This is a genomic window from Polaromonas sp. P4_H1, assembly GCF_056400945.1.
Window position 1 is genome coordinate 1 of sequence record NZ_JBFUKG010000020.1, and the last position, 18761, is coordinate 18761.

The 18761-nt window shown below is 62.0% G+C and carries 17 protein-coding genes; 9 read left to right on the top strand and 8 right to left on the bottom strand.

The genetic code is table 11. The features are described from left to right. From AC1DS5_RS21300 to AC1DS5_RS21315, 4 genes are all read right to left on the bottom strand, one after another. A partial coding sequence (locus AC1DS5_RS21300) for a helix-turn-helix domain-containing protein (RefSeq protein ID WP_477718424.1) occupies nucleotides 1-173 on the bottom strand: 173 nt, incomplete at its 3' end. 170 nt (nucleotides 174-343) lie between these two features. Continuing rightward, a complete protein-coding gene (locus AC1DS5_RS21305; protein WP_477720254.1) occupies nucleotides 344-1540 on the bottom strand; it encodes an FAD-dependent monooxygenase in 1197 nt (398 codons plus the stop codon). A gap of 145 nt (nucleotides 1541-1685) precedes the next feature. Next, complete coding sequence (locus AC1DS5_RS21310; RefSeq protein WP_477720255.1) at nucleotides 1686-4574, bottom strand: aconitate hydratase; 2889 nt, start codon at nucleotides 4572-4574, stop codon at nucleotides 1686-1688. 144 nt (nucleotides 4575-4718) lie between these two features. Next, the gene (locus AC1DS5_RS21315) at nucleotides 4719-5132 is read right to left on the bottom strand and encodes a hypothetical protein (protein WP_477720256.1); all 414 of its coding nucleotides are present in this window, start codon (nucleotides 5130-5132) and stop codon (nucleotides 4719-4721) included. A 188-nt stretch (nucleotides 5133-5320) separates the two neighbouring features. On the opposite strand from AC1DS5_RS21315, the gene AC1DS5_RS21320 reads away from it, so the two are divergent. Beyond that, nucleotides 5321-6124, top strand: a complete 804-nt coding sequence (locus tag AC1DS5_RS21320; RefSeq protein ID WP_477720257.1) for an MmyB family transcriptional regulator — start codon at nucleotides 5321-5323, stop codon at nucleotides 6122-6124. A 190-nt stretch (nucleotides 6125-6314) separates the two neighbouring features. Here AC1DS5_RS21320 and AC1DS5_RS21325 read toward each other — a convergent pair whose 3' ends face one another. From AC1DS5_RS21325 to AC1DS5_RS21340, 4 genes are all read right to left on the bottom strand, one after another. Beyond that, on the bottom strand, nucleotides 6315-8930 hold the full coding sequence (locus tag AC1DS5_RS21325) for a bifunctional aconitate hydratase 2/2-methylisocitrate dehydratase (RefSeq protein ID WP_477720258.1): 2616 nt from the start codon (nucleotides 8928-8930) through the stop codon (nucleotides 6315-6317). A gap of 68 nt (nucleotides 8931-8998) precedes the next feature. Continuing rightward, complete coding sequence (locus AC1DS5_RS21330; protein ID WP_477720259.1) at nucleotides 8999-9670, bottom strand: hypothetical protein; 672 nt, start codon at nucleotides 9668-9670, stop codon at nucleotides 8999-9001. 31 nt (nucleotides 9671-9701) lie between these two features. Continuing rightward, nucleotides 9702-10691, bottom strand: a complete 990-nt coding sequence (locus AC1DS5_RS21335) for an HpcH/HpaI aldolase/citrate lyase family protein (RefSeq protein WP_477720260.1) — start codon at nucleotides 10689-10691, stop codon at nucleotides 9702-9704. Between the two features lie 20 nt (nucleotides 10692-10711). Next, entirely contained in the window at nucleotides 10712-11698 is a 987-nt protein-coding gene (locus tag AC1DS5_RS21340) for a malate dehydrogenase (protein ID WP_477720261.1), read from the bottom strand. Nucleotides 11699-11938: 240 nt separating this feature from the next. Here AC1DS5_RS21340 and AC1DS5_RS21345 point away from each other — a divergent pair, with 240 nt between their 5' ends. The 8 genes from AC1DS5_RS21345 (at nucleotide 11939) to AC1DS5_RS21380 (ending at nucleotide 18644) form a co-directional block, all read left to right on the top strand. After that, a complete protein-coding gene (locus AC1DS5_RS21345) occupies nucleotides 11939-12709 on the top strand; it encodes a GntR family transcriptional regulator (RefSeq protein WP_477720262.1) in 771 nt (256 codons plus the stop codon). A gap of 336 nt (nucleotides 12710-13045) precedes the next feature. After that, on the top strand, nucleotides 13046-13492 hold the full coding sequence (gene sdhC, locus AC1DS5_RS21350; protein ID WP_011484499.1) for a succinate dehydrogenase, cytochrome b556 subunit: 447 nt from the start codon (nucleotides 13046-13048) through the stop codon (nucleotides 13490-13492). Between the two features lie 16 nt (nucleotides 13493-13508). Beyond that, a complete protein-coding gene (sdhD, locus tag AC1DS5_RS21355; RefSeq protein WP_011484500.1) occupies nucleotides 13509-13874 on the top strand; it encodes a succinate dehydrogenase, hydrophobic membrane anchor protein in 366 nt (121 codons plus the stop codon). Between the two features lie 54 nt (nucleotides 13875-13928). Beyond that, entirely contained in the window at nucleotides 13929-15725 is a 1797-nt protein-coding gene (gene sdhA / locus AC1DS5_RS21360) for a succinate dehydrogenase flavoprotein subunit (RefSeq protein ID WP_477720263.1), read from the top strand. 50 nt (nucleotides 15726-15775) lie between these two features. Continuing rightward, nucleotides 15776-16480, top strand: a complete 705-nt coding sequence (locus AC1DS5_RS21365) for a succinate dehydrogenase iron-sulfur subunit (protein WP_011484502.1) — start codon at nucleotides 15776-15778, stop codon at nucleotides 16478-16480. A 22-nt stretch (nucleotides 16481-16502) separates the two neighbouring features. Further along, on the top strand, nucleotides 16503-16826 hold the full coding sequence (locus AC1DS5_RS21370; protein WP_477720334.1) for an FAD assembly factor SdhE: 324 nt from the start codon (nucleotides 16503-16505) through the stop codon (nucleotides 16824-16826). Nucleotides 16827-16848: 22 nt separating this feature from the next. Beyond that, complete coding sequence (gltA, locus tag AC1DS5_RS21375) at nucleotides 16849-18159, top strand: citrate synthase (protein WP_477720264.1); 1311 nt, start codon at nucleotides 16849-16851, stop codon at nucleotides 18157-18159. A 104-nt stretch (nucleotides 18160-18263) separates the two neighbouring features. Then, nucleotides 18264-18644, top strand: coding sequence for a hypothetical protein (locus AC1DS5_RS21380; protein WP_477720265.1), 381 nt, complete (start codon nucleotides 18264-18266; stop codon nucleotides 18642-18644). Nucleotides 18645-18761 lie beyond the last annotated feature (117 nt).

Consider the following 18761-nt stretch of genomic DNA (forward strand, 5'->3'; position numbering starts at 1 on the left):
CTCTCTGCAAGCCCGGCTCCGCCTTCGGTGGCATAGCGCTGCAGCCATTTGTAGCCCGTCTGCGGGCTGATCCCGAAGCGCCGGCACAGCTCACGGCGATTCGCTCCATCTTTCGTAGCCAGTGCGACAAATTCCTGTTTCAGACTCATGGTGTCTTGTGCTTTCCAAGGCATGGTGATCCTCCGGCAAATTCGCCGGAAAGTGTCCACCATGTCCCCGCACACCTGTCACCTATGTCCCCGGTCTATACAGCGAAGCAAAAGAAAAGTGAGTAGCCAGCCGCCGGGCTACCCCCAGCCAGCTGCCCTCAGCAGAGCCAATCAGCTATTAATTCAATAGCAACCTACAAGACCTTGGACACCCCACCATAAAGCCAGGGCATATCCAGCAGCTTCTCCCCCAGCACCTTCAGCGCGGCATCCCGCCCCCAGCGCAACAGTCCGTCCGCATGGAATATCTGGCCGTTGCGCAAGGCCCTGGTCTGCACTTGCGCATTGCGCTGCCAGCGGTTCAGCGCATAACGCTGCAGCATGGTCGGTACATCAAAGGCCGGGTCCAGCGCCTGCGCCAGGGTGTGGCCCAGCTCGGCGGCGTCTTCAATCGCCATGCCGGCGCCTTGCGCCAGGTAGGGCAGCATCGGGTGGGCGGCATCGCCCAGCAGGGCCACGCGACCTACCGCATGCTGGTGGGAGTCCTGCATGGGCGCTCGATCGCTCAGTGCCCACAAGCGCCAGCCGGCCAGGGCGTCCACCAGCTCGCGCAGCGCGGCACAGCTGCCGGCCAGCGCCGCGGCCAGGTCGACCGCATTGGCGCTGTGGTCCCAGGGGTCGGCATCTGCGGCTACTTCGCCATGCACGATGGCCACCACATTGAGCCACTCGCCGCTGCGCACCGGGTACTGCACCACGTGCATGCGCGGACCCAGCCAGACCGTGACATGCTGGGTCCTGAGCTTTTCGGGCAGACTGGCCTGCGACACCAGTGCCCGGTAGGCAAGGTGGCCGGTGCGCCGCGGCAGGCCGTCGCCCAGCAGCTGCTGGCGCACCGTGCTCCACACGCCATCGGCGCCAACCAGGGCGTCGCCCTCAATTTCCGGCCCGCCTTCGGTTTTCACCGTGACGGCCTGCGCCGTCTGGCTGAAAGATTGCAGCGGACGGTCCAGGTGAAGTTTCGCGTCGGTCTGCTGCTGCACGGCCTGGAGCAGCAGGCCGTGCAGGTCGGCACGGTGCAGCGTGACATAAGGCGCACCATAACGCCGGACCATGCTGGCCCCCAGCGGCAACTCGCCCAGCACCTGGCTCGACACGGCGCTGCGCACCTGCAGGCGCCCGGGAAACGCGGCCACCGCATCAAGCGGCTGAGCCAGCCCCCAGCCGTGCAGCACCTTGACGACGTTGGGGCCCAGCTGAACGCCGGCGCCCACGTCGCTGAAAACGCTTGCGCGTTCAAACAGGCGCACTTCCCAGCCCGCCCGCGAGGCGGACAGCGCCGCCGCCAGCCCACCGATGCCGCCACCGGCAATCAAGGCTTGCCTCATCATGCTGCCATTGCTGCCATCAGGGCTTGAATGCTTCGACCGGCAGCCGTGCGCTTGACACTCCTGCTGTTCGTGTTCAGGCAGCGAGAAGCCGGCTGAGCACCTCGCCGCGCGGTCGCTTGGTGATTTTCAAAAATGTCCTGGGTGCTCATGCAGCGAGAAGCTGCCGAAGCACGAAAGGCAGAATGCCGCCGTTGCGGTAGTAGTCCACTTCGATGGGCGTGTCGATGCGCAGGATCACGCTGACCTCTTCACGCGAGCCGTCGGCGCGGGTGATGACCAGCGTGGCATCGCTCTGGGGCTTGAGTTCGGGGTGGGGAATCACGTCGATGACTTCGTTGCCCGTGAGTTTGAGGGTCTGCCACGATTCGCCGGGCCTGAACTGCAAGGGCAGGACGCCCATGCCCACCAGGTTGCTGCGGTGAATGCGCTCGAAGCTGCGGGCCACCACGGCCTTGATGCCCAGCAGCTGGGTGCCCTTGGCCGCCCAGTCGCGCGACGAGCCGGTGCCGTATTCCTCGCCGGCAAAAATCACCGTTGGCGTGCCTTCTTCAATGTACTTCATGGCGGCGTCGTAAATGAACATCTTCTCCTGTCCCGGCTGGAACAGCGTCACCCCGCCTTCTTCACGCGAGCCCGTTGCATCCGGCGGAATCATCAGGTTCTTGATGCGCACATTGGCAAAGGTGCCGCGCATCATCACGTCGTGGTTGCCGCGGCGTGCGCCGTAGCTGTTGAAGTCGGCCTTCTGCACACCGTGCGCCTGCAGCCACAAGCCTGCCGGCGAGCTGGCCTTGATGGAGCCGGCAGGCGAAATATGGTCGGTGGTGATGGAGTCGCCAAACAGCGCCATGATGCGTGCGCTCTTGACCGACACGCTGCCGGCCTCGCCCGCGGCCATGGTGAAATCCTTGAAGAATGGCGGCTCGGCGATGTAGGTGCTGGTGGGCCAGGTGTAGGAGGTGCCTGTCACCCCCTTGATGTTTTCCCAAAGCTTGCCCGGCTCGGTCTTGACCTTGGCGTAATTGGCGCGGAAGGCTTTGCCGTTCATGGCGTACTTCATGAGCTTGTCAATCTCATCGCTGGTCGGCCAGATATCGCCCAGGTAGACATCCTTGCCACCCTTGCCCTTGCCGACCGGCTCGGTCATCAGGTCGCGCATCACCGTGCCGGCAATGGCATACGCCACCACCAGCGGCGGGCTGGCCAAGAAGTTGGCTTTCAGGTTGGGATGGATGCGGGCTTCGAAGTTGCGATTGCCCGACAGCACGGCGGCGCACACCAGGTCGCTCTTGGTGATGGCTTCGTTGATCTCGGGCGTCAAATCCCCGGCGTTGCCGATGCAGGTGGTGCAGCCGTAACCGGCCAGGGCAAAGCCCAGCTTTTCAAGGTAAGGCAACAAGCCGGTTTCGGTCAGGTATTCGGTCACGATACGTGAGCCGGGAGCCAGGGAGGTCTTGATGTGCGGCTGCACTTTCAGGCCCGCTTCCACCGCTTTTTTGGCCAGCAGGCCCGCCGCCAGCAACACGCTGGGGTTCGACGTGTTGGTGCAGCTGGTGATCGCCGCAATCAGCACATCGCCGTTGCCGATGCTGATGCCGGCTTTTTTGGACTCGGGCGTGGGGACCTCGGGATGGGCTGCTGCCATCGTGGCCAGCGTGGGGCGGTTGCCTTCCATTTCGACCACCGAGCGCGGCGCACCCATTGGCGTGGGAAGCGCCCCCGGGAGAGTATCGGCGCGGCCATCGTCCGTGTGCCGCAGCAAGTGCCGCGTAGCCAGCATGCCGGCAGGCTGGTTGAAGCCGTTGTCCGCAATCGGCTTGCTAAAAAGCGAGGCGAACTGGCTGGCCACATGACCCAGTTCGATGCGGTCTTGCGGTCGTTTGGGGCCGGCCAGGCTGGGCGTGACGTCGCCCAGGTCGAGCTTGACCACCTGCGAATAGTCAATGTCACCGGCCTTGGCCACGCCGAACAGGCCCTGCGCCCTGAAGTAAGCCTCGAACGCCTCGATTTCGTCCTTGGTGCGCCCGGTGCCCTTGAAGTACTCGATGGTTTTTTCATCCACCGGGAAAAAACCCATGGTGGCGCCGTATTCGGGCGCCATGTTGCCAATCGTGGCACGGTCGGGCAGGGCCAGCGTGCGGGTGCCTTCGCCGAAGAATTCGACAAACTTGCCGACGACCTTTTCCTTGCGCAGGGTCTCCGTCACGCGCAGCACCAGGTCGGTCGCCGTGACACCCTCGCGCAGCCGGCCCGTCAGTTCAAAACCCACCACGTCAGGCGTGAGGAAATACACCGGCTGGCCCAGCATGGCGGCTTCCGCTTCAATGCCGCCCACGCCCCAGGCCACCACGCCAATACCGTTGATCATGGTGGTGTGGCTGTCGGTGCCGACCAGCGAGTCGGGGTAATACACCCCTTCTTTTGTCTTGTGCACGCCGCGCGCCAGGTATTCGAGATTGACCTGGTGCACGATGCCGAATCCTGGAGGCACCACGCCAAAGGTGTCAAAGGCCTGCATGCCCCATTTCATGAATTCGTAGCGCTCGCGGTTGCGCTGGAATTCGAGCTTCATGTTCAGGTCCAGCGAATTCTTCTTGCCGTAGTAGTCAACCATGATGGAATGGTCCACCACCAGGTCCACCGGCACCAGCGGCTCAATCGATTTCGGGTTCTTGCCCAACTTCAGGGCGACGCTGCGCATCGCAGCCAGGTCGGCCAGCAGCGGCACGCCTGTGAAGTCCTGCAGCACCACGCGCGAAACCACAAAGGGGATTTCCTGCGTACGGTCCGCACGGGGCGCCCAGTTGGCCACCTCCGCCACATGCTCGGCCGTCACTTTTTTTCCATCGCAGTTGCGCAGCACCGACTCGAGCACGATGCGTATGGACACCGGCAGGCGCGCCACCTTGGGGAACTGTTTGGCCAGCGCGGGCAGGGAATAGAACTCGCCCGTTTTGCCTGACGCGGTTTTGAAGGTTTTGCGCGTTGCAGCGAAAGCATGGGAAGGACGGGCGGGCGTAGGCAATTTGGCCATGGCAGACTCCTTTTTGTTAAACCAACAGCCTCCATTCTGGCAGGCGCCGGGCTGATGTGGGAGCCTTTGGCAACATACCCGGCAAGGTGGCGCGAGCTTTCACGGCCTGCCGCACAAGGCCCGCAACCACCTTTGCCAGCCCCTTCACCAGGCCGGCTGGGGCGCCGAGCGGCGTAATCCGAAAAACTGGAGTTCGGCCAGCACCGCCACGGTCAGCGCCTGCGCCACCACATAGGCCGCACCCAGCAGGGAGGGCGCCACGCGGCCACTGACCAGCAGCAGCGCACAAGCGATGGCCCAGCCCAGATTACCCGCCAGCAGCACCCAGACCAGGGGCCTCGGCAAGGGGTCACGCGTGGAAACAAAGGCCACCGCCGCCGCATACACGAGCAAAAATTCGCCGGTGTAGGCCAGCAAGGCCTCAGGCAAGCCCAGCAGTTGGGCCATGTGGCCCGTGAAAACGACCTGAAGCACACCGCAAGCCACGCACGAGAGCGCATCGGCACGCAGCACATTGCGCAGGAAGTTGGGGGAGGACATGAACGAAATGGAAGACATTGCAAACTCCTTGGATTAACTTGGATTAACTTGAATTGAACCTGGGTTGAGATAGCCGGTTAAGTCAGCCAGCGCACCTGGCTATCAATCAGTGCGGCATGGACTTGAATCATTCCCGCGGGGGCGCCGCAAGTCGATGACGTGGGAGGTAATGGAATACCGGCCTGCTGGCGCTTTAGGATGGCACCATGAACACAAGCACCCTCCAACCGTTTGGTGATCACCTGCGCCACTGGCGCCGGCACCGTCGCCTGAGCCAGCTGGACCTGGCCCATGAGGCGGAGATTTCGACCCGGCACCTGAGTTTTGTGGAAACCGGCCGGTCCGTTCCCAGCCGTGAAATGGTGTTGCGCCTTTCTGAGCGCCTGGACATTCCGCTGCGCGAGCGCAATGCCCTGCTGGTGGCGGCGGGCTATGCACCGATGTACCGCGAGCGGCCACTCCATGATCCGGCGCTGGATTCGGCCCGGCAGGCGGTGGAGTTGCTGCTGAAAAGCCACGAACCCTACCCCGCCTTGGCAATCGACCGGCACTGGAACCTGGTCGCGGCCAACCGCATGGTGCCGCACCTGATGGCCGGGGCCGATGCGTCGCTGCTGCAGGCGCCCGTGAATGTGTTGCGCCTGAGCCTGCACCCGCTGGGGCTGGCCCCAAAAATTGCCAACCTGGCGCAGTGGCGCGCCCACCTGTTCGAACGCCTGCGCCAGCAAATCACGGCTACCGCCGACCCGGTGCTGGTGGCCCTGCTGGAAGAACTGAAGGCCTACCCCGAGCCTGAAGACAACGCCGGCCTGCAGCTCGACGGCGAGCACGCGGGTGTCGTCATGCCCTTCAAGTTCACCACGCCGGCCGGCGTGCTGACATTGATCAGCACCACCACCATCTTCGGCTCGCCCGTCGACGTCACACTGCAGGAGCTGGCGATGGAGACATTCTTTCCGGCGGATGAGTTCACCAGGAAAACCCTGCAGACCTTGATGCCGCAGACTTGACCCGGCTCATTGGCTCGCCATTGAACAGATCCTTACGCAGATAGAGCAGATAGAGCAGATAGAGCGTTGACTACAGACACTGTTGAAACAAAAAGAAAAAGCCCCGCAACTTTCGCTGCGGGGCTTTTTGTCGAACCTGCCAGACTTTTTGAGGGGTCCGGGTGAACGCGGAATGGAAGTGGATGGAAGCTTACGCTGCCACGCCATCCTTCACGGTGTCCGCCATATCAGTGTAATCCTTGACCTTGTCAAAGTTCAGGTACTGGTACACGGTGCTGCTGGCCGCCGTCAACACGCCCATGTCGGCCATGTACTCCGCCTTGGTCGGGATGCGACCGAGCTTGGAACAGATTGCGGCCAGCTCGGCGGAGCCGAGGTACACATTGGAGTTCTTGCCCAGGCGGTTCGGGAAGTTGCGGGTGGACGTGGAGAACACCGTGGCGCCCTCTTTCACCTGCGCCTGATTGCCCATACACAGGCTGCAACCCGGCATTTCCATGCGCGCGCCGGCCGAGCCGAGCACGCCGTAATGGCCTTCTTCGGTCAGCTGCTTGGCATCCATCTTGGTCGGCGGAGCCATCCAGAGTTTCACGGGAATGTCGCGCTTGTTTTCGAGCAGCTTGGACGCGGCGCGGAAATGGCCGATGTTGGTCATGCAGGAACCGATGAACACTTCGTCGATCTTGGAACCCGCCACGTCGGCCAGCGTCTTCACGTCGTCCGGATCGTTCGGGCAGGCCACGATGGGTTCGTGGATGTCGGCCAGGTCGATCTCAATCACGGCGGCGTATTCGGCATCCGCATCGCCTTTGAGCAGCTGCGGATCGGCCAGCCAGGCTTCCATGGCGGCGATACGGCGGTTGATAGTGCGCACATCCGAGTACCCCGTCGCAATCATCCATTTCAGCATCGTGATGTTGCTGGTGATGTATTCGATGATGGGTTCCTTGTTCAGGTGCACCGTGCAACCACCGGCGGAGCGCTCGGCAGATGCATCGCTCAGTTCAAACGCCTGCTCTACCTTCAAGTCAGGCAAGCCTTCAATCTCCAGGATGCGGCCCGAGAAGACGTTTTTCTTGCCCTGCTTGGCCACCGTCAGCAAACCGGCCTTGATGGCGTACAGCGGAATGGCATTGACCAGGTCGCGCAGGGTGATGCCGGGCTGCATTTCGCCCTTGAAGCGAACCAGCACCGACTCAGGCATGTCCAGCGGCATCACGCCGGTGGCGGCGCCGAAAGCCACGAGGCCGGAACCCGCGGGGAAGCTGATGCCGATGGGGAAACGGGTATGGCTGTCGCCGCCGGTGCCCACGGTGTCGGGCAACAGCATGCGGTTGAGCCAGCTGTGGATGATGCCGTCGCCGGGACGCAGCGAAATGCCGCCGCGCGTGCTGATGAAGTCAGGCAGCTCGTGGTGCATCTTCACGTCCACCGGTTTCGGATAGGCCGCGGTGTGGCAGAAGGACTGCATCACCAGGTCGGAGCTGAAGCCCAGGCAGGCCAGGTCTTTCAGTTCGTCGCGCGTCATCGGGCCGGTGGTGTCCTGCGAACCGACAGAGGTCATCTTGGGTTCACAGTAGGTACCGGGGCGTACGCCCTGACCTTCAGGCAGGCCGACCGCGCGGCCGACCATTTTTTGCGCCAGCGTGAAACCGCGGCCGCTGTCAACGGGGTTTTGCGGCAGACGGAACTGGGTCGACACCGGCAGGCCCAGCGCTAAGCGCGCCTTGGCGGTCAGACCGCGGCCGACGATCAGCGGAATGCGGCCACCGGCGCGCACTTCGTCAAACAGCACATCGCTCTTGAGCTTGAACTCGGCGATCACCTTGCCGTCTTTCAGGGCCTTGCCTTCGTAGGGGCGCAGCTCGATCACGTCGCCCATGGCCATCTGGCTCACGTCGAGTTCGATCGGCAGCGCGCCGGAATCTTCCATGGTGTTGTAGAAAATCGGGGCGATCTTGCCGCCCAGGCAAACGCCGCCAAAGCGCTTGTTGGGCACAAAGGGGATGTCCTGGCCGGTCCACCACAGCACCGAGTTGGTCGCTGACTTGCGCGATGAACCCGTGCCCACCACGTCGCCCACATAGGCCACGAGATTGCCCTTGGCCTTGAGCTCTTCAATGAACTTGACCGGGCCGCGCTTGCCGTCTTCTTCGGGCGTGACGCCAGGACGGGCATTCTTGTGCATGGCCAGCGCATGCAGTGGAATATCGGGGCGGCTCCAGGCGTCGGGCGCGGGAGACAGGTCGTCGGTATTGATTTCGCCGGCAACCTTGAACACGGTCAACTTGATGGACTCGGGCACCTCGGGGCGGCTGGTGAACCATTCGGCGTCGGCCCAGCTTTGCAGCACGGCCTTGGCGTATTTGTTGCCCTTGTCGGATTTTTCCTGGACGTCGTGGAACTGGTCGAACATCAGCAGGGTGTTCTTCAGGCCGCTGGCCGCTTGCGCGGCCACACTGTCTTCGGCGTCGTCAAGCAGCGCAATCATCGGGCTGATGTTGTAGCCGCCCAGCATGGTGCCCAGCAATTGGGTGGCTTTTTCGCGCGAGATCAGCGCGCACTTTTCGGTACCGTGGGCCACGGCCGCCAGGTAGCTGGCCTTGACCTTGGCAGCGTCATCGACGCCGGCGGGAACACGGTGGGTGATGAGTTCAACCAGAAATGCGTCCTCGCCCTTCGGCGGGTTTTTCAGCAGCTCAATGACCTCGGCGGTTTGCTGGGCCGACAGCGGCAGCGGTGAAATGCCCGCAATGGCGCGCTCGGCGACATGGTTGCGGTAGCTTTGCAAAAACTCGGACGACATGCTGGTTTTCTCCTGTATTCAAAAATCGTGGGGATCGCGGGTTGGGTCTTGGGGGCTGAAAGTGGTGCTTACCTGACGGCCGGCGCGGCGGGCGCAGGTGCGACAGCCGCTGGCTGCGCAATGACCGGCGCCGTCACGGCAGCGGCCACAGGCTTGGGCGCATCCAGCACGCTGGCTGGCGGGTTCAGCTTCATGGCCTCGCCCACCGCCACTTGCGACGGGCTCACGCACTCGTCGGCCAGGCGGATGCCCAGTTTCTGGTTCATCAACATCGATTTGTTGGCCAATTGCAGCCACACCGCACCGGCCTTTTTGTCTTCCAGGCGAATGGCGCCGGTGGTGGTGGCCACCGGGAACATGCGATATTTGAAGTTCTTGCCTTGCAGGTCAAAGTAGCCGGGGGCTTTGGTGTCCGCCGTCAGCGTGACCGAAGCACCGAGTTCGCAAGGCAGACTGCCCACATGCACGCGCTCGGCAATGGCCAGCTCGGCTGGCGTCATTGCATCCTCCGCGGCCTCAATGCCCGCCGCCACGTTTTTGGCCGTGGTTTTGAGGTTGGTGCGGTCGGCGCTGACAGCCGGTTTTTTGGCGGCAGCTGGTTTGGCCGCAGCTTTGGCGGCAGGGGCAGCAGGCTTGTCGGCTGTGGTTTGCGCCGCCGCCATGCCAGGGCTGGCCAGCAAAACAGCAGCGACCATCGTGGCAGCAGTGGCAGCAAGGGTGGCGGAGTGAATGGTTTTCATGCGGTTGGTGACAATCTTGGTGAGGGGATGCTCAGGAATGAGCGGTCTGGAAATAAGTCCGGGCTTCGGCGGGCAGCGCCCGACCCGTCTGGTGCGCGCGCTCCAGCACCTGCCAGTAATAACGGTAACTCGCGCGGTCGTGCAATTTACCTTCAAAACTAATGGGAGCCCAATCAGCGCGCTCAGCAGCAGCTATTATTTTTGTAGCATCTTCAATCTCGCCCTCGCTGGGCGCAAAGGCCTCCAGGATGGGGCGGATCTGGTTGGGGTGAATGCTCCACATGCGGGTGTAGCCCAATTGGCGAGCCGCATGGCGGGCGGCCAGGGTCATGGCAGCCGTGTCATTGAACTCTGTGACAACGCAATGCGATGGCACCTTGCCATGCGCATGGCAGGCGGAGGCAATCTCGAGCTTGGCGCGCACCACCAGCGGATGCGTGAACTGGCCCTGGCTGCTCATGCCGTCGGCCGGAATCGCGCCGCCGTGGGCGGAGACAAAATCCATCAGCCCGAAGCTGAGCGACTGCACGCGCGGATGCGCGGCAATGTCAAAGGCGTTGTGCACCGCCAGCGGCGATTCGATCAGCACATGCAGCGGCAAGTCGCCGGCCGATGCGGCGATCAGCGCCTGTTCTGCCCTGATCACGTCATCGACCGACTCGACCTTGGGCACCATGATGTGCGAAAGCCGTTGCGCCAGCTTGCTGGCAATGGTGGCCATGTCGGACTCAAAAGCCGGATGGTCTACCGCATGCACGCGAACGGCCACACGGGCCTTGTCGCTGGCAAGCGTGGCCAGTGCTACCACCATGGCCGCATGGTCGGCCTCGCCGCCTACGGGTGCGCCGTCTTCGCAGTCCAGCGTCACGTCAAAAACGCAGGCGCCAAACTCCTCGCACATCTCGGCCTGCAGTTGCAGGCTTTTGCGCATCCGCGCCTCCACGCCGCTGTAGTGGTCACAAACAGGCAGGACACCGCTTGCGGCCTGAGCGCCGAGGAGAACTTCGCGCGGATGTTTCACTACTGAATTTGCCTTTGCAATCAGAGCAAATGGGCAACGCCTGCCTGCTCGCCTTGCAATTCTTCCAGCGTCTTGTTGATACGCTCCTGGCTGAACGCGTCAATCTCCAGGCCTTCGACCAGTTTGTACTCGCCGTTTTCGCAGGTCACGGGGAAACCGAACATCGTGTCTTTCGGAATGCCGTACTGGCCGTCCGACGGGATGCCCATGGTGACCCATTTGCCGTTGGTGCCGAGGGCCCAGTCGCGCATGTGGTCGATGGCGGCGTTGGCGGCCGAGGCAGCCGACGACAAACCACGGGCTTCAATGATGGCGGCGCCACGCTTGCCCACGGTGGGCAGGAACACATTGGCGTTCCATTCCTGGTCGTTGATCATCTTGGCGACGCTTTCGCCGTTGATGGTGGCAAAACGGTAGTCGGCGTACATGGTGGGCGAGTGGTTGCCCCAGACGGTGAGTTTTTCAATGTCAGCCACGGCCTTGCCGGTCTTGGCAGCGATCTGGCTGGCGGCACGGTTGTGATCCAGGCGCAGCATGGCGGTGAAGTTCTTGCGCGGCAGGTCGGGCGCGCTCTTCATGGCGATGTAGGCGTTGGTATTGGCCGGATTGCCGACCACCAGCACCTTGACGTTGCGGCTGGCCACGGCGTTGAGGGCCTTGCCTTGCGCGGTGAAGATGGCGCCATTGACGGCCAGCAGTTCAGCGCGCTCCATGCCGGGGCCGCGCGGACGCGAACCGACCAGCAGCGCGTAGTCGGCATCCTTGAACGCGGTCATCGGGTCGCTGTGCGCCTCCATGTCGACCAGCAGCGGGAATGCGCAGTCGTCAAGCTCCATCATCACGCCCTTGAGCGCTTTCTGGGGGCCTTCAACCGGCACTTCGAGCAATTGCAGAATGACAGGCTGGTCCTTGCCGAGCATCTCGCCAGAGGCGATGCGGAACAACAAGGCATAACCGATTTGACCAGCTGCACCAGTGACGGCAACACGGACGGGTTTTTTGCTCATGATTGAGGACTCCAGGAAGTTTGAAAATCGGTTGAAAAAGGGGTGTGAACGGCGTGAGGTGTTTGGCGCCAGCCTGGAGATTTCAGGTCAATCCGGACGGGGCTTTTACCCCAAAATTCCCCGGAACAGGCAGGCTGCGCGTTGGACTCAGCCGAAGATTTTACGCCTGAAAATGCCCGCCCGTCAATTTGTCTTATGTCTTATATAAGATATGATAAGCAGGATTAATACCGTTCTGCCATGACCGCCATTCCCGCCTCGTCTGTCGATGATTTTGCAGGTGCCACCCCGGCGTTCAGCCCGCTGTACCAGCAAATCAAGGGCCTGATCCTGCAAAGCCTGCAGTCGGGCGAGTGGAAGCCCGGCGAAGCCATTCCATCTGAAATGGAACTGGCGGCCCGTTACCGCGTCAGCCAGGGCACGGTGCGCAAGGCAATTGACGAGCTGGCCACCGACAACCTGGTGGTGCGCCGCCAAGGCAAAGGCACTTTTGTGGCCACGCATGCAGAGCAGCATGTGCAGTTCCGCTTCCTGAAGCTTGTGCCCGACTCCGGCATTCCGGGCAGCGAAGGCCCCGCACAGCGCGACATCATCGACTGCCGGCGCATCCGCGCCAGCGCCGACATTGCACGCGCCCTGGCGCTGCGTACTGGCGACGCGGTGCTGCAGGCGCGCCGGGTGCTGAGTTTTTCCGGCACGCCCACCATCCTGGAAGACCTGTGGCTACCGGCCGCGCCATTCAAGGGCCTGACCGCCGAACGCCTGGCCGGCTACCACGGCCCGATGTACGCCCTGTTCGAGACCGAATTCAATGTGCGCATGGTTCGCGCCGAAGAAAAAATACGTGCCGAACCCGCTACGGATGGTCGTGAACTGCTATTAAAAGTAGCGCATGGAACACCACTGCTGAGCGTGGAGCGCATTGCCTATACCTACAACGACGTCCCCATGGAGCTGCGGCGCGGCTACTACCGCACCGACACCCACCACTATCACAACACCCTGAGTTGAAACCGAAACCCCGAAACCGAAACCAAAACCCGAAGACAACAGACCCATGAAAACGATGTTTCCCCACCCAAGGCAACGCGCAAGCGGCAGCGCGGCGGGCGGCGGAAAATCAGGCCGAGCGGGACGATTTGTAAGATACGTGCCCCAATGTGTATCCCATCAGATTTCCAGCGCACTGGAACGGGGCGCATTTGCCGTTAAAACCCACTTTTTCCGATAAAAACTTTCAGCCATGGGGCACCCGGCCCAAGATTCATGCTGCATTGCAATAGAATTTCGGGCTGAGCAGCTTTTGATGGTTACAAACCAGTTACTCAAAAATATAGAAAGCCAAGTATGTCCGAATCAGCGACAACCGTAGCGAAGAAGCGGCCCGAGTTCCGCAACATCAACGCCTTTACCGACCTCCCCAGCTATCGCCTGCCCCTCGCCGGCCTTGTCTCCATCCTCCACCGCATCAGCGGGGCCATCATGTTTTTACTGATGCCCTTCATCATCTGGATGTTCGACACCTCGATATCGTCGGAAATCTCCTTCTCCAGATTCAAGTCCGCATTCAACGCGGGCATGCTCGGCCTGCCGGGTTTCCTCTGGAAGCTCGTCGCGCTGGCACTGATTTGGGCCTACCTGCACCATTTCATCGCAGGGCTTCGCCACTTGTGGATGGACACCAGCCATGCGGCCGTGAGCAAGGAATTCGGCAAGTCATCAGCCGCCGTCACGCTGGCCGTGAGCATTGGCCTCACGCTCGTGCTCGGCGCCAAGCTGTTTGGCCTTTACTAACTAGAAGGAGCTCACCATGTCTGTCAATTACGGCTCCAAGCGCATTGTTGTCGGCGCTCACTATGGCCTGCGCGACTGGCTGGCCCAGCGCGTGACCGCGGCCCTGATGGCCCTGTTCACCCTGCTGGTACTGGCCCAGATCCTTTTCAGCAAAGGCCCCATCGGCTATGACAAATGGGCCGGCATTTTCTCATCGCAATGGATGAAGGTGCTGACCTTCACCATCATCATCGCCCTGCTCTGGCACGTGTGGGTCGGCATGCGCGACATCTGGATGGACTACATCAAGCCGGTCGGGCTGCGCCTGGGCCTGCAGGTGTTCACCATGGTCTGGCTGGTGGCGTGCGCCGGCTGGGGCATTCAGGTCCTGTGGCGCCTGTGAGGCCCGTTTAAAGCACCGCTGACCGCCCCCGACTAAAAAGATTCCCAAATAAACATGACCGCTACCTCCAAACTCCCCAAGCGTAAATTTGACGTTGTGATCGTCGGTGCCGGCGGCTCCGGCATGCGCGCTTCGCTGCAGCTCGCACGCGCCGGCCTGAACGTGGCCGTGCTGTCCAAGGTGTTCCCCACGCGCTCCCATACGGTGGCCGCGCAGGGTGGCATTGGCGCCTCGCTGGGCAACATGTCGGAAGACAACTGGCACTACCACTTCTTCGACACCGTCAAGGGTTCCGACTGGCTCGGCGACCAGGACGCCATTGAATACATGTGCCGTGAAGCACCCAAGGTTGTCTACGACCTGGAACACATGGGCATGCCGTTCGACCGCAACCCGGATGGCACGATTTACCAGCGCCCGTTCGGCGGCCACACCGCCAACTACGGCGAAAAGCCGGTGCAGCGCGCCTGCGCCGCCGCCGACCGCACCGGCCACGCCATGCTGCACACGCTGTACCAGCAGAACGTCAAGGAAAAGACCAGCTTCTTTGTGGAATGGCTGGCCATGGACCTGATCCGCGACGCCGATGGCGATGTCGTGGGCGTGACCGCACTGGAAATGGAAACCGGTGACGTGCATATCTTCGAAGCCAAGACCACCCTGCTCGCAACAGGTGGCGCCGGCCGCATTTTTGCGGCCTCCACCAACGCGTTCATCAACACTGGTGACGGCCTGGGCATGGCCGCGCGCGCCGGCATTCCGCTGGAAGACATGGAGTTCTGGCAGTTCCACCCCACCGGCGTGCATGGCGCCGGCGTGCTGCTGACCGAAGGCTGCCGCGGCGAAGGCGCCATTTTGCGCAACAGCAACGGCGAACGCTTCATGGAGCGCTATGCGCCCGCCTACAAGGATCTGGCGCCGCGTGACTACGTGTCGCGCTGCATGGACCAGGAAATCAAGGAAGGCCGCGGCTGCGGCCCCAACAAGGACTACATCAACCTCGACATGACCCACCTGGGCGCCGAGACCATCATGAAGCGCCTGCCGTCGGTGTTCGAGATTGGCCACAACTTTGCCAACGTCGACATCACCAAGGAACCGATTCCCGTGGTGCCCACCATCCACTACCAGATGGGCGGCATTCCGACCAACATCCATGGCCAGGTGGTCACCCAGAACGCCGACAACAAGAGCGAAGTTGTTAACGGCCTTTATGCCGTGGGCGAATGCTCCTGCGTCAGCGTGCACGGCGCCAACCGCCTGGGCACCAATTCGCTGCTGGACCTGCTGGTGTTCGGCCGCGCTGCGGGCAACCACATTGTTGAATTCAACAATACCAACAAGACGCACAAGCCGCTGCCGGCCGACGCGGCCGACCTGACGCTGGCGCGCATTGCCCGGCTGGACAACGCGAGCGGCGGCGAGTACGCGCAGGATGTGGCCAACGACATCCGCACGGCCATGCAGACGCATGCCGGCGTGTTCCGCACCCAGGCCCTGATGGACGAGGGCGTCACCAAGATCGCGGCCTTGCGCGAACGTGTGAAGAACATCGGCCTGAAGGACAAGTCAAAAATCTTCAACACCGCACGCATCGAAGCGCTGGAAGTGGAAAACCTGATCGAGGCGGCAGAGGCCACCATCGTGTCGGCTGCCGCCCGCCACGAAAGCCGCGGCGCGCACTCGGTTGATGACTACGGCGATACGCCAGAGCATCCCAATGGTCGCAACGACACCGACTGGCACAAGCACACGCTGTGGCACAGCGAGGGCAGCCGCCTGAGCTACAAGCCCGTGCAGATGAAGCCGCTGACGGTCGAGTCCGTGCCACTCAAAGTGCGCAGCTTCTAAGCGCAAGCCAAGCGAACCAGTCAAGCCAACAAGACCGCGAGAAACGCCCCATGTCAAAACGTACCTTCCAGATCTACCGCTACGACCCGGACACCGACGCCAAGCCCTACATGCAGACCATCGAGGTGGAGCTCGACGGCAGCGAGCGCATGTTGCTGGACGCCCTGATGAAGCTCAAGGCGCAGGATCCGAGCATCAGCTTTCGCCGCTCCTGCCGCGAAGGCGTTTGCGGCTCCGACGCGATGAACATCAACGGCAAGAACGGCCTGGCCTGCCTGACCAACATGCGCACGCTGCCCGGCACGATTGTCCTGAAGCCGCTGCCCGGCCTGCCCGTGGTGCGCGACCTGATTGTCGACATGACGCAGTTCTTCAAGCAGTACAACTCGATCAAGCCCTACCTGATCAACGATAACGTACCGCCCGAAAAAGAGCGCCTGCAAAGCCCCGAGGAGCGCGACGAGCTCAACGGCCTCTACGAGTGCATCCTGTGCGCCAGTTGTTCCACCTCCTGCCCCAGCTTCTGGTGGAATCCCGACAAGTTTGTCGGCCCCGCCGGCCTGCTGCAGGCTTACCGTTTCATTGCCGACAGCCGCGATGAAGCCACGGCCGAGCGGCTCGACAACCTGGAAGACCCGTACCGGCTGTTCCGCTGCCACACCATCATGAACTGCGTCGATGTCTGCCCCAAGGGCCTGAATCCGACCCGAGCCATTGGCAAGATCAAGGAAATGATGGTCCTGCGCGCAGTCTGATCAATTATTTGGCATGATTGGCATGGAAGCCCCTGACGTTTTGCTCGATGAGCGCGCCCTGAGCAAGCTCAAGTGGCGCTGCCGCCGGGGCCTGCTGGAAAACGACCTGCTGATCGAAAAGTTCTTTTCCCGCCACGAAGCGACGCTCAGCGTCAGGCAGGCAAAAGGCTTGAATGATTTAATGGACTTGTCCGACAACGATTTGCTGGACCTGCTGTTAAAACGTCGGGAACCTGACCAGCTTCCCGATGCTGATGCGTTGGCAAGCGCCTCTACTTCGGAAGCGCTTGAGGTTTTAAATTTGCTGCGCACCGCAGCGGCCGGCCGCGTGGCTGTTTCCATGTGATTTGATACGAAAGAAGCGAGAAATGAAGCTAGCTGACAACAAAGCCACCCTGTCCTTCAGCAACGGCAGCCCCAGCGTCGATTTGCCCGTTTACCACGGCAATGTGGGCCCGGACGTTGTGGACATTCGCAAGCTGTATGCCCAGACAGGCATGTTCACCTACGACCCCGGTTTCCTGTCAACGGCCTCCTGCCAGTCGGCGATCACCTACATCGACGGCGACAAGGGCGAGCTGCTGTACCGCGGCTACCCCATCGAGCAGCTCGCCACCAATTGCGACTACCTCGAAACCTGCCACCTGCTGCTGTACGGCGAGTTGCCCAACGCTGGCCAGAAAAAGGATTTCGTCAGCCGCGTGACCAACCACACCATGGTCAACGAGCAGATGCAGTTCTTCCTGCGCGGCTTCCGCCGTGACGCGCACCCGATGGCCATCATGACCGGCCTGGTCGGCGCGCTGTCGGCCTTCTATCACGACAGCACCGACATCACCAACCCCGAGCACCGCGAAATTGCCGCGATCCGGCTGATCGCCAAGATGCCGACGCTGGTCGCCATGGCCTACAAGTACACCGTGGGCCAGCCCTACATGTACCCGAAGAACAACCTGAGCTACGCCGGCAACTTCCTGCACATGATGTTTGCCACCCCCTGCGAAGAGTACAAGGTCAGCCCGGTGCTGGAACGCGCACTCGACCGCATCTTCATCCTGCATGCAGACCATGAGCAGAACGCCTCGACCTCCACGGTTCGCCTGTGCGGCTCGTCGGGCACCAACCCGTTTGCCGCCATTGCGGCCGGTGTGGCCTGCCTGTGGGGCCCGGCCCACGGCGGCGCCAACGAAGCTGCACTGAACATGCTCGGCGACATCCAGAAAAATGGCGGCATCGAGAAAATCGGCGACTTCATCAAGCAGGTCAAGGACAAGAACTCCGGCGTCAAGCTGATGGGCTTCGGTCACCGCGTTTACAAAAACTACGATCCGCGCGCCAAGCTGATGCAAGAAACCTGCAAGGAAGTGCTGCACGAGATGGGCCTGGAAAACGACCCGCTGTTCAAGCTGGCAATGGCCCTGGAAAAAATCGCGCTGGAAGACGACTACTTCGTGTCCCGCAAGCTCTACCCCAACGTGGATTTCTACTCCGGCATCGTGCAGCGCGCCATCGGCATTCCCGTGCCGCTGTTCACCGCGATCTTCGCGCTGGCCCGCACCGTGGGCTGGATCGCCCAGCTCAACGAGATGATTGGTGACCCCGAGTACAAGATCGGCCGTCCACGCCAGCTCTTCACCGGCTCAACCCCGCGTGACGTCAAGCCCATGGCCCAGCGTTAACGGCCGGGGTACCTGACCCAAACGTTTCGACAGAGCCCGCCCGATGGCAACATTGGCGGGCTTTTGTGTTTTTGAATCTTTACTGCCATTTCCCACACACACCCATGGCCCCCATCCAGACCGCCACCGAACTGCGCCAGGCCCTTGCCGGGGTAGCCGCCCCCCGGGCCTGCACCTGTGCACTGGGGGCCTGCGCCGGCTGGGAAAGCCTGGCCGAATACCGCTGGGAGGTGCAGCAGATGACCCAGGTCGCGACGCTGCGCGACCCTGCGCTTGACGAGCCCACCCTGGAAGAGCGGCACCCCCAAGGCACCCGCTACGAATCGCCCAATGCCCTGATTGCCGTACGGTTTTTCCCGTACAACCGCTGCGATGTCTGGCATTGCGCCCGGTGCGACCGCCACCTGCTGCGCTATACCGAATTTGGCGGCTACAACGTGGACCACCGGGTCCGGGTCCTGGCCCCTGACAACATCATTGACTGATCGGACCGAAACCGGTCGCTATTTTCTATAGCGACCCAACCCCGCATTGCCAGGGTCCCAGTCCACCGGCACGCCACCCATCGCATACCGCGATGACGAGATGATGGATATTGGCTC

Excerpts from the sequence above, each read along its gene's own strand:
- sdhA (WP_477720263.1), top strand. The coding sequence starts at position 13,929 with ATGACCGCTACCTCCAAACTCCCCAAGCGTAAATTTGACGTTGTGATC.
- AC1DS5_RS21305 (WP_477720254.1), bottom strand. The coding sequence starts at position 1,540 with ATGATGAGGCAAGCCTTGATTGCCGGTGGCGGCATCGGTGGGCTGGCG.
- gltA (WP_477720264.1), top strand. The coding sequence starts at position 16,849 with ATGAAGCTAGCTGACAACAAAGCCACCCTGTCCTTCAGCAACGGCAGC.
- AC1DS5_RS21330 (WP_477720259.1), bottom strand. The coding sequence starts at position 9,670 with ATGAAAACCATTCACTCCGCCACCCTTGCTGCCACTGCTGCCACGATG.
- AC1DS5_RS21340 (WP_477720261.1), bottom strand. The coding sequence starts at position 11,698 with ATGAGCAAAAAACCCGTCCGTGTTGCCGTCACTGGTGCAGCTGGTCAA.
- AC1DS5_RS21320 (WP_477720257.1), top strand. The coding sequence starts at position 5,321 with ATGAACACAAGCACCCTCCAACCGTTTGGTGATCACCTGCGCCACTGG.
- AC1DS5_RS21345 (WP_477720262.1), top strand. The coding sequence starts at position 11,939 with ATGACCGCCATTCCCGCCTCGTCTGTCGATGATTTTGCAGGTGCCACC.
- AC1DS5_RS21325 (WP_477720258.1), bottom strand. The coding sequence starts at position 8,930 with ATGTCGTCCGAGTTTTTGCAAAGCTACCGCAACCATGTCGCCGAGCGC.
- sdhC (WP_011484499.1), top strand. The coding sequence starts at position 13,046 with ATGTCCGAATCAGCGACAACCGTAGCGAAGAAGCGGCCCGAGTTCCGC.
- AC1DS5_RS21365 (WP_011484502.1), top strand. The coding sequence starts at position 15,776 with ATGTCAAAACGTACCTTCCAGATCTACCGCTACGACCCGGACACCGAC.
- AC1DS5_RS21380 (WP_477720265.1), top strand. The coding sequence starts at position 18,264 with ATGGCCCCCATCCAGACCGCCACCGAACTGCGCCAGGCCCTTGCCGGG.
- AC1DS5_RS21370 (WP_477720334.1), top strand. The coding sequence starts at position 16,503 with ATGGAAGCCCCTGACGTTTTGCTCGATGAGCGCGCCCTGAGCAAGCTC.
- AC1DS5_RS21310 (WP_477720255.1), bottom strand. The coding sequence starts at position 4,574 with ATGGCCAAATTGCCTACGCCCGCCCGTCCTTCCCATGCTTTCGCTGCA.
- AC1DS5_RS21315 (WP_477720256.1), bottom strand. The coding sequence starts at position 5,132 with ATGTCTTCCATTTCGTTCATGTCCTCCCCCAACTTCCTGCGCAATGTG.
- sdhD (WP_011484500.1), top strand. The coding sequence starts at position 13,509 with ATGTCTGTCAATTACGGCTCCAAGCGCATTGTTGTCGGCGCTCACTAT.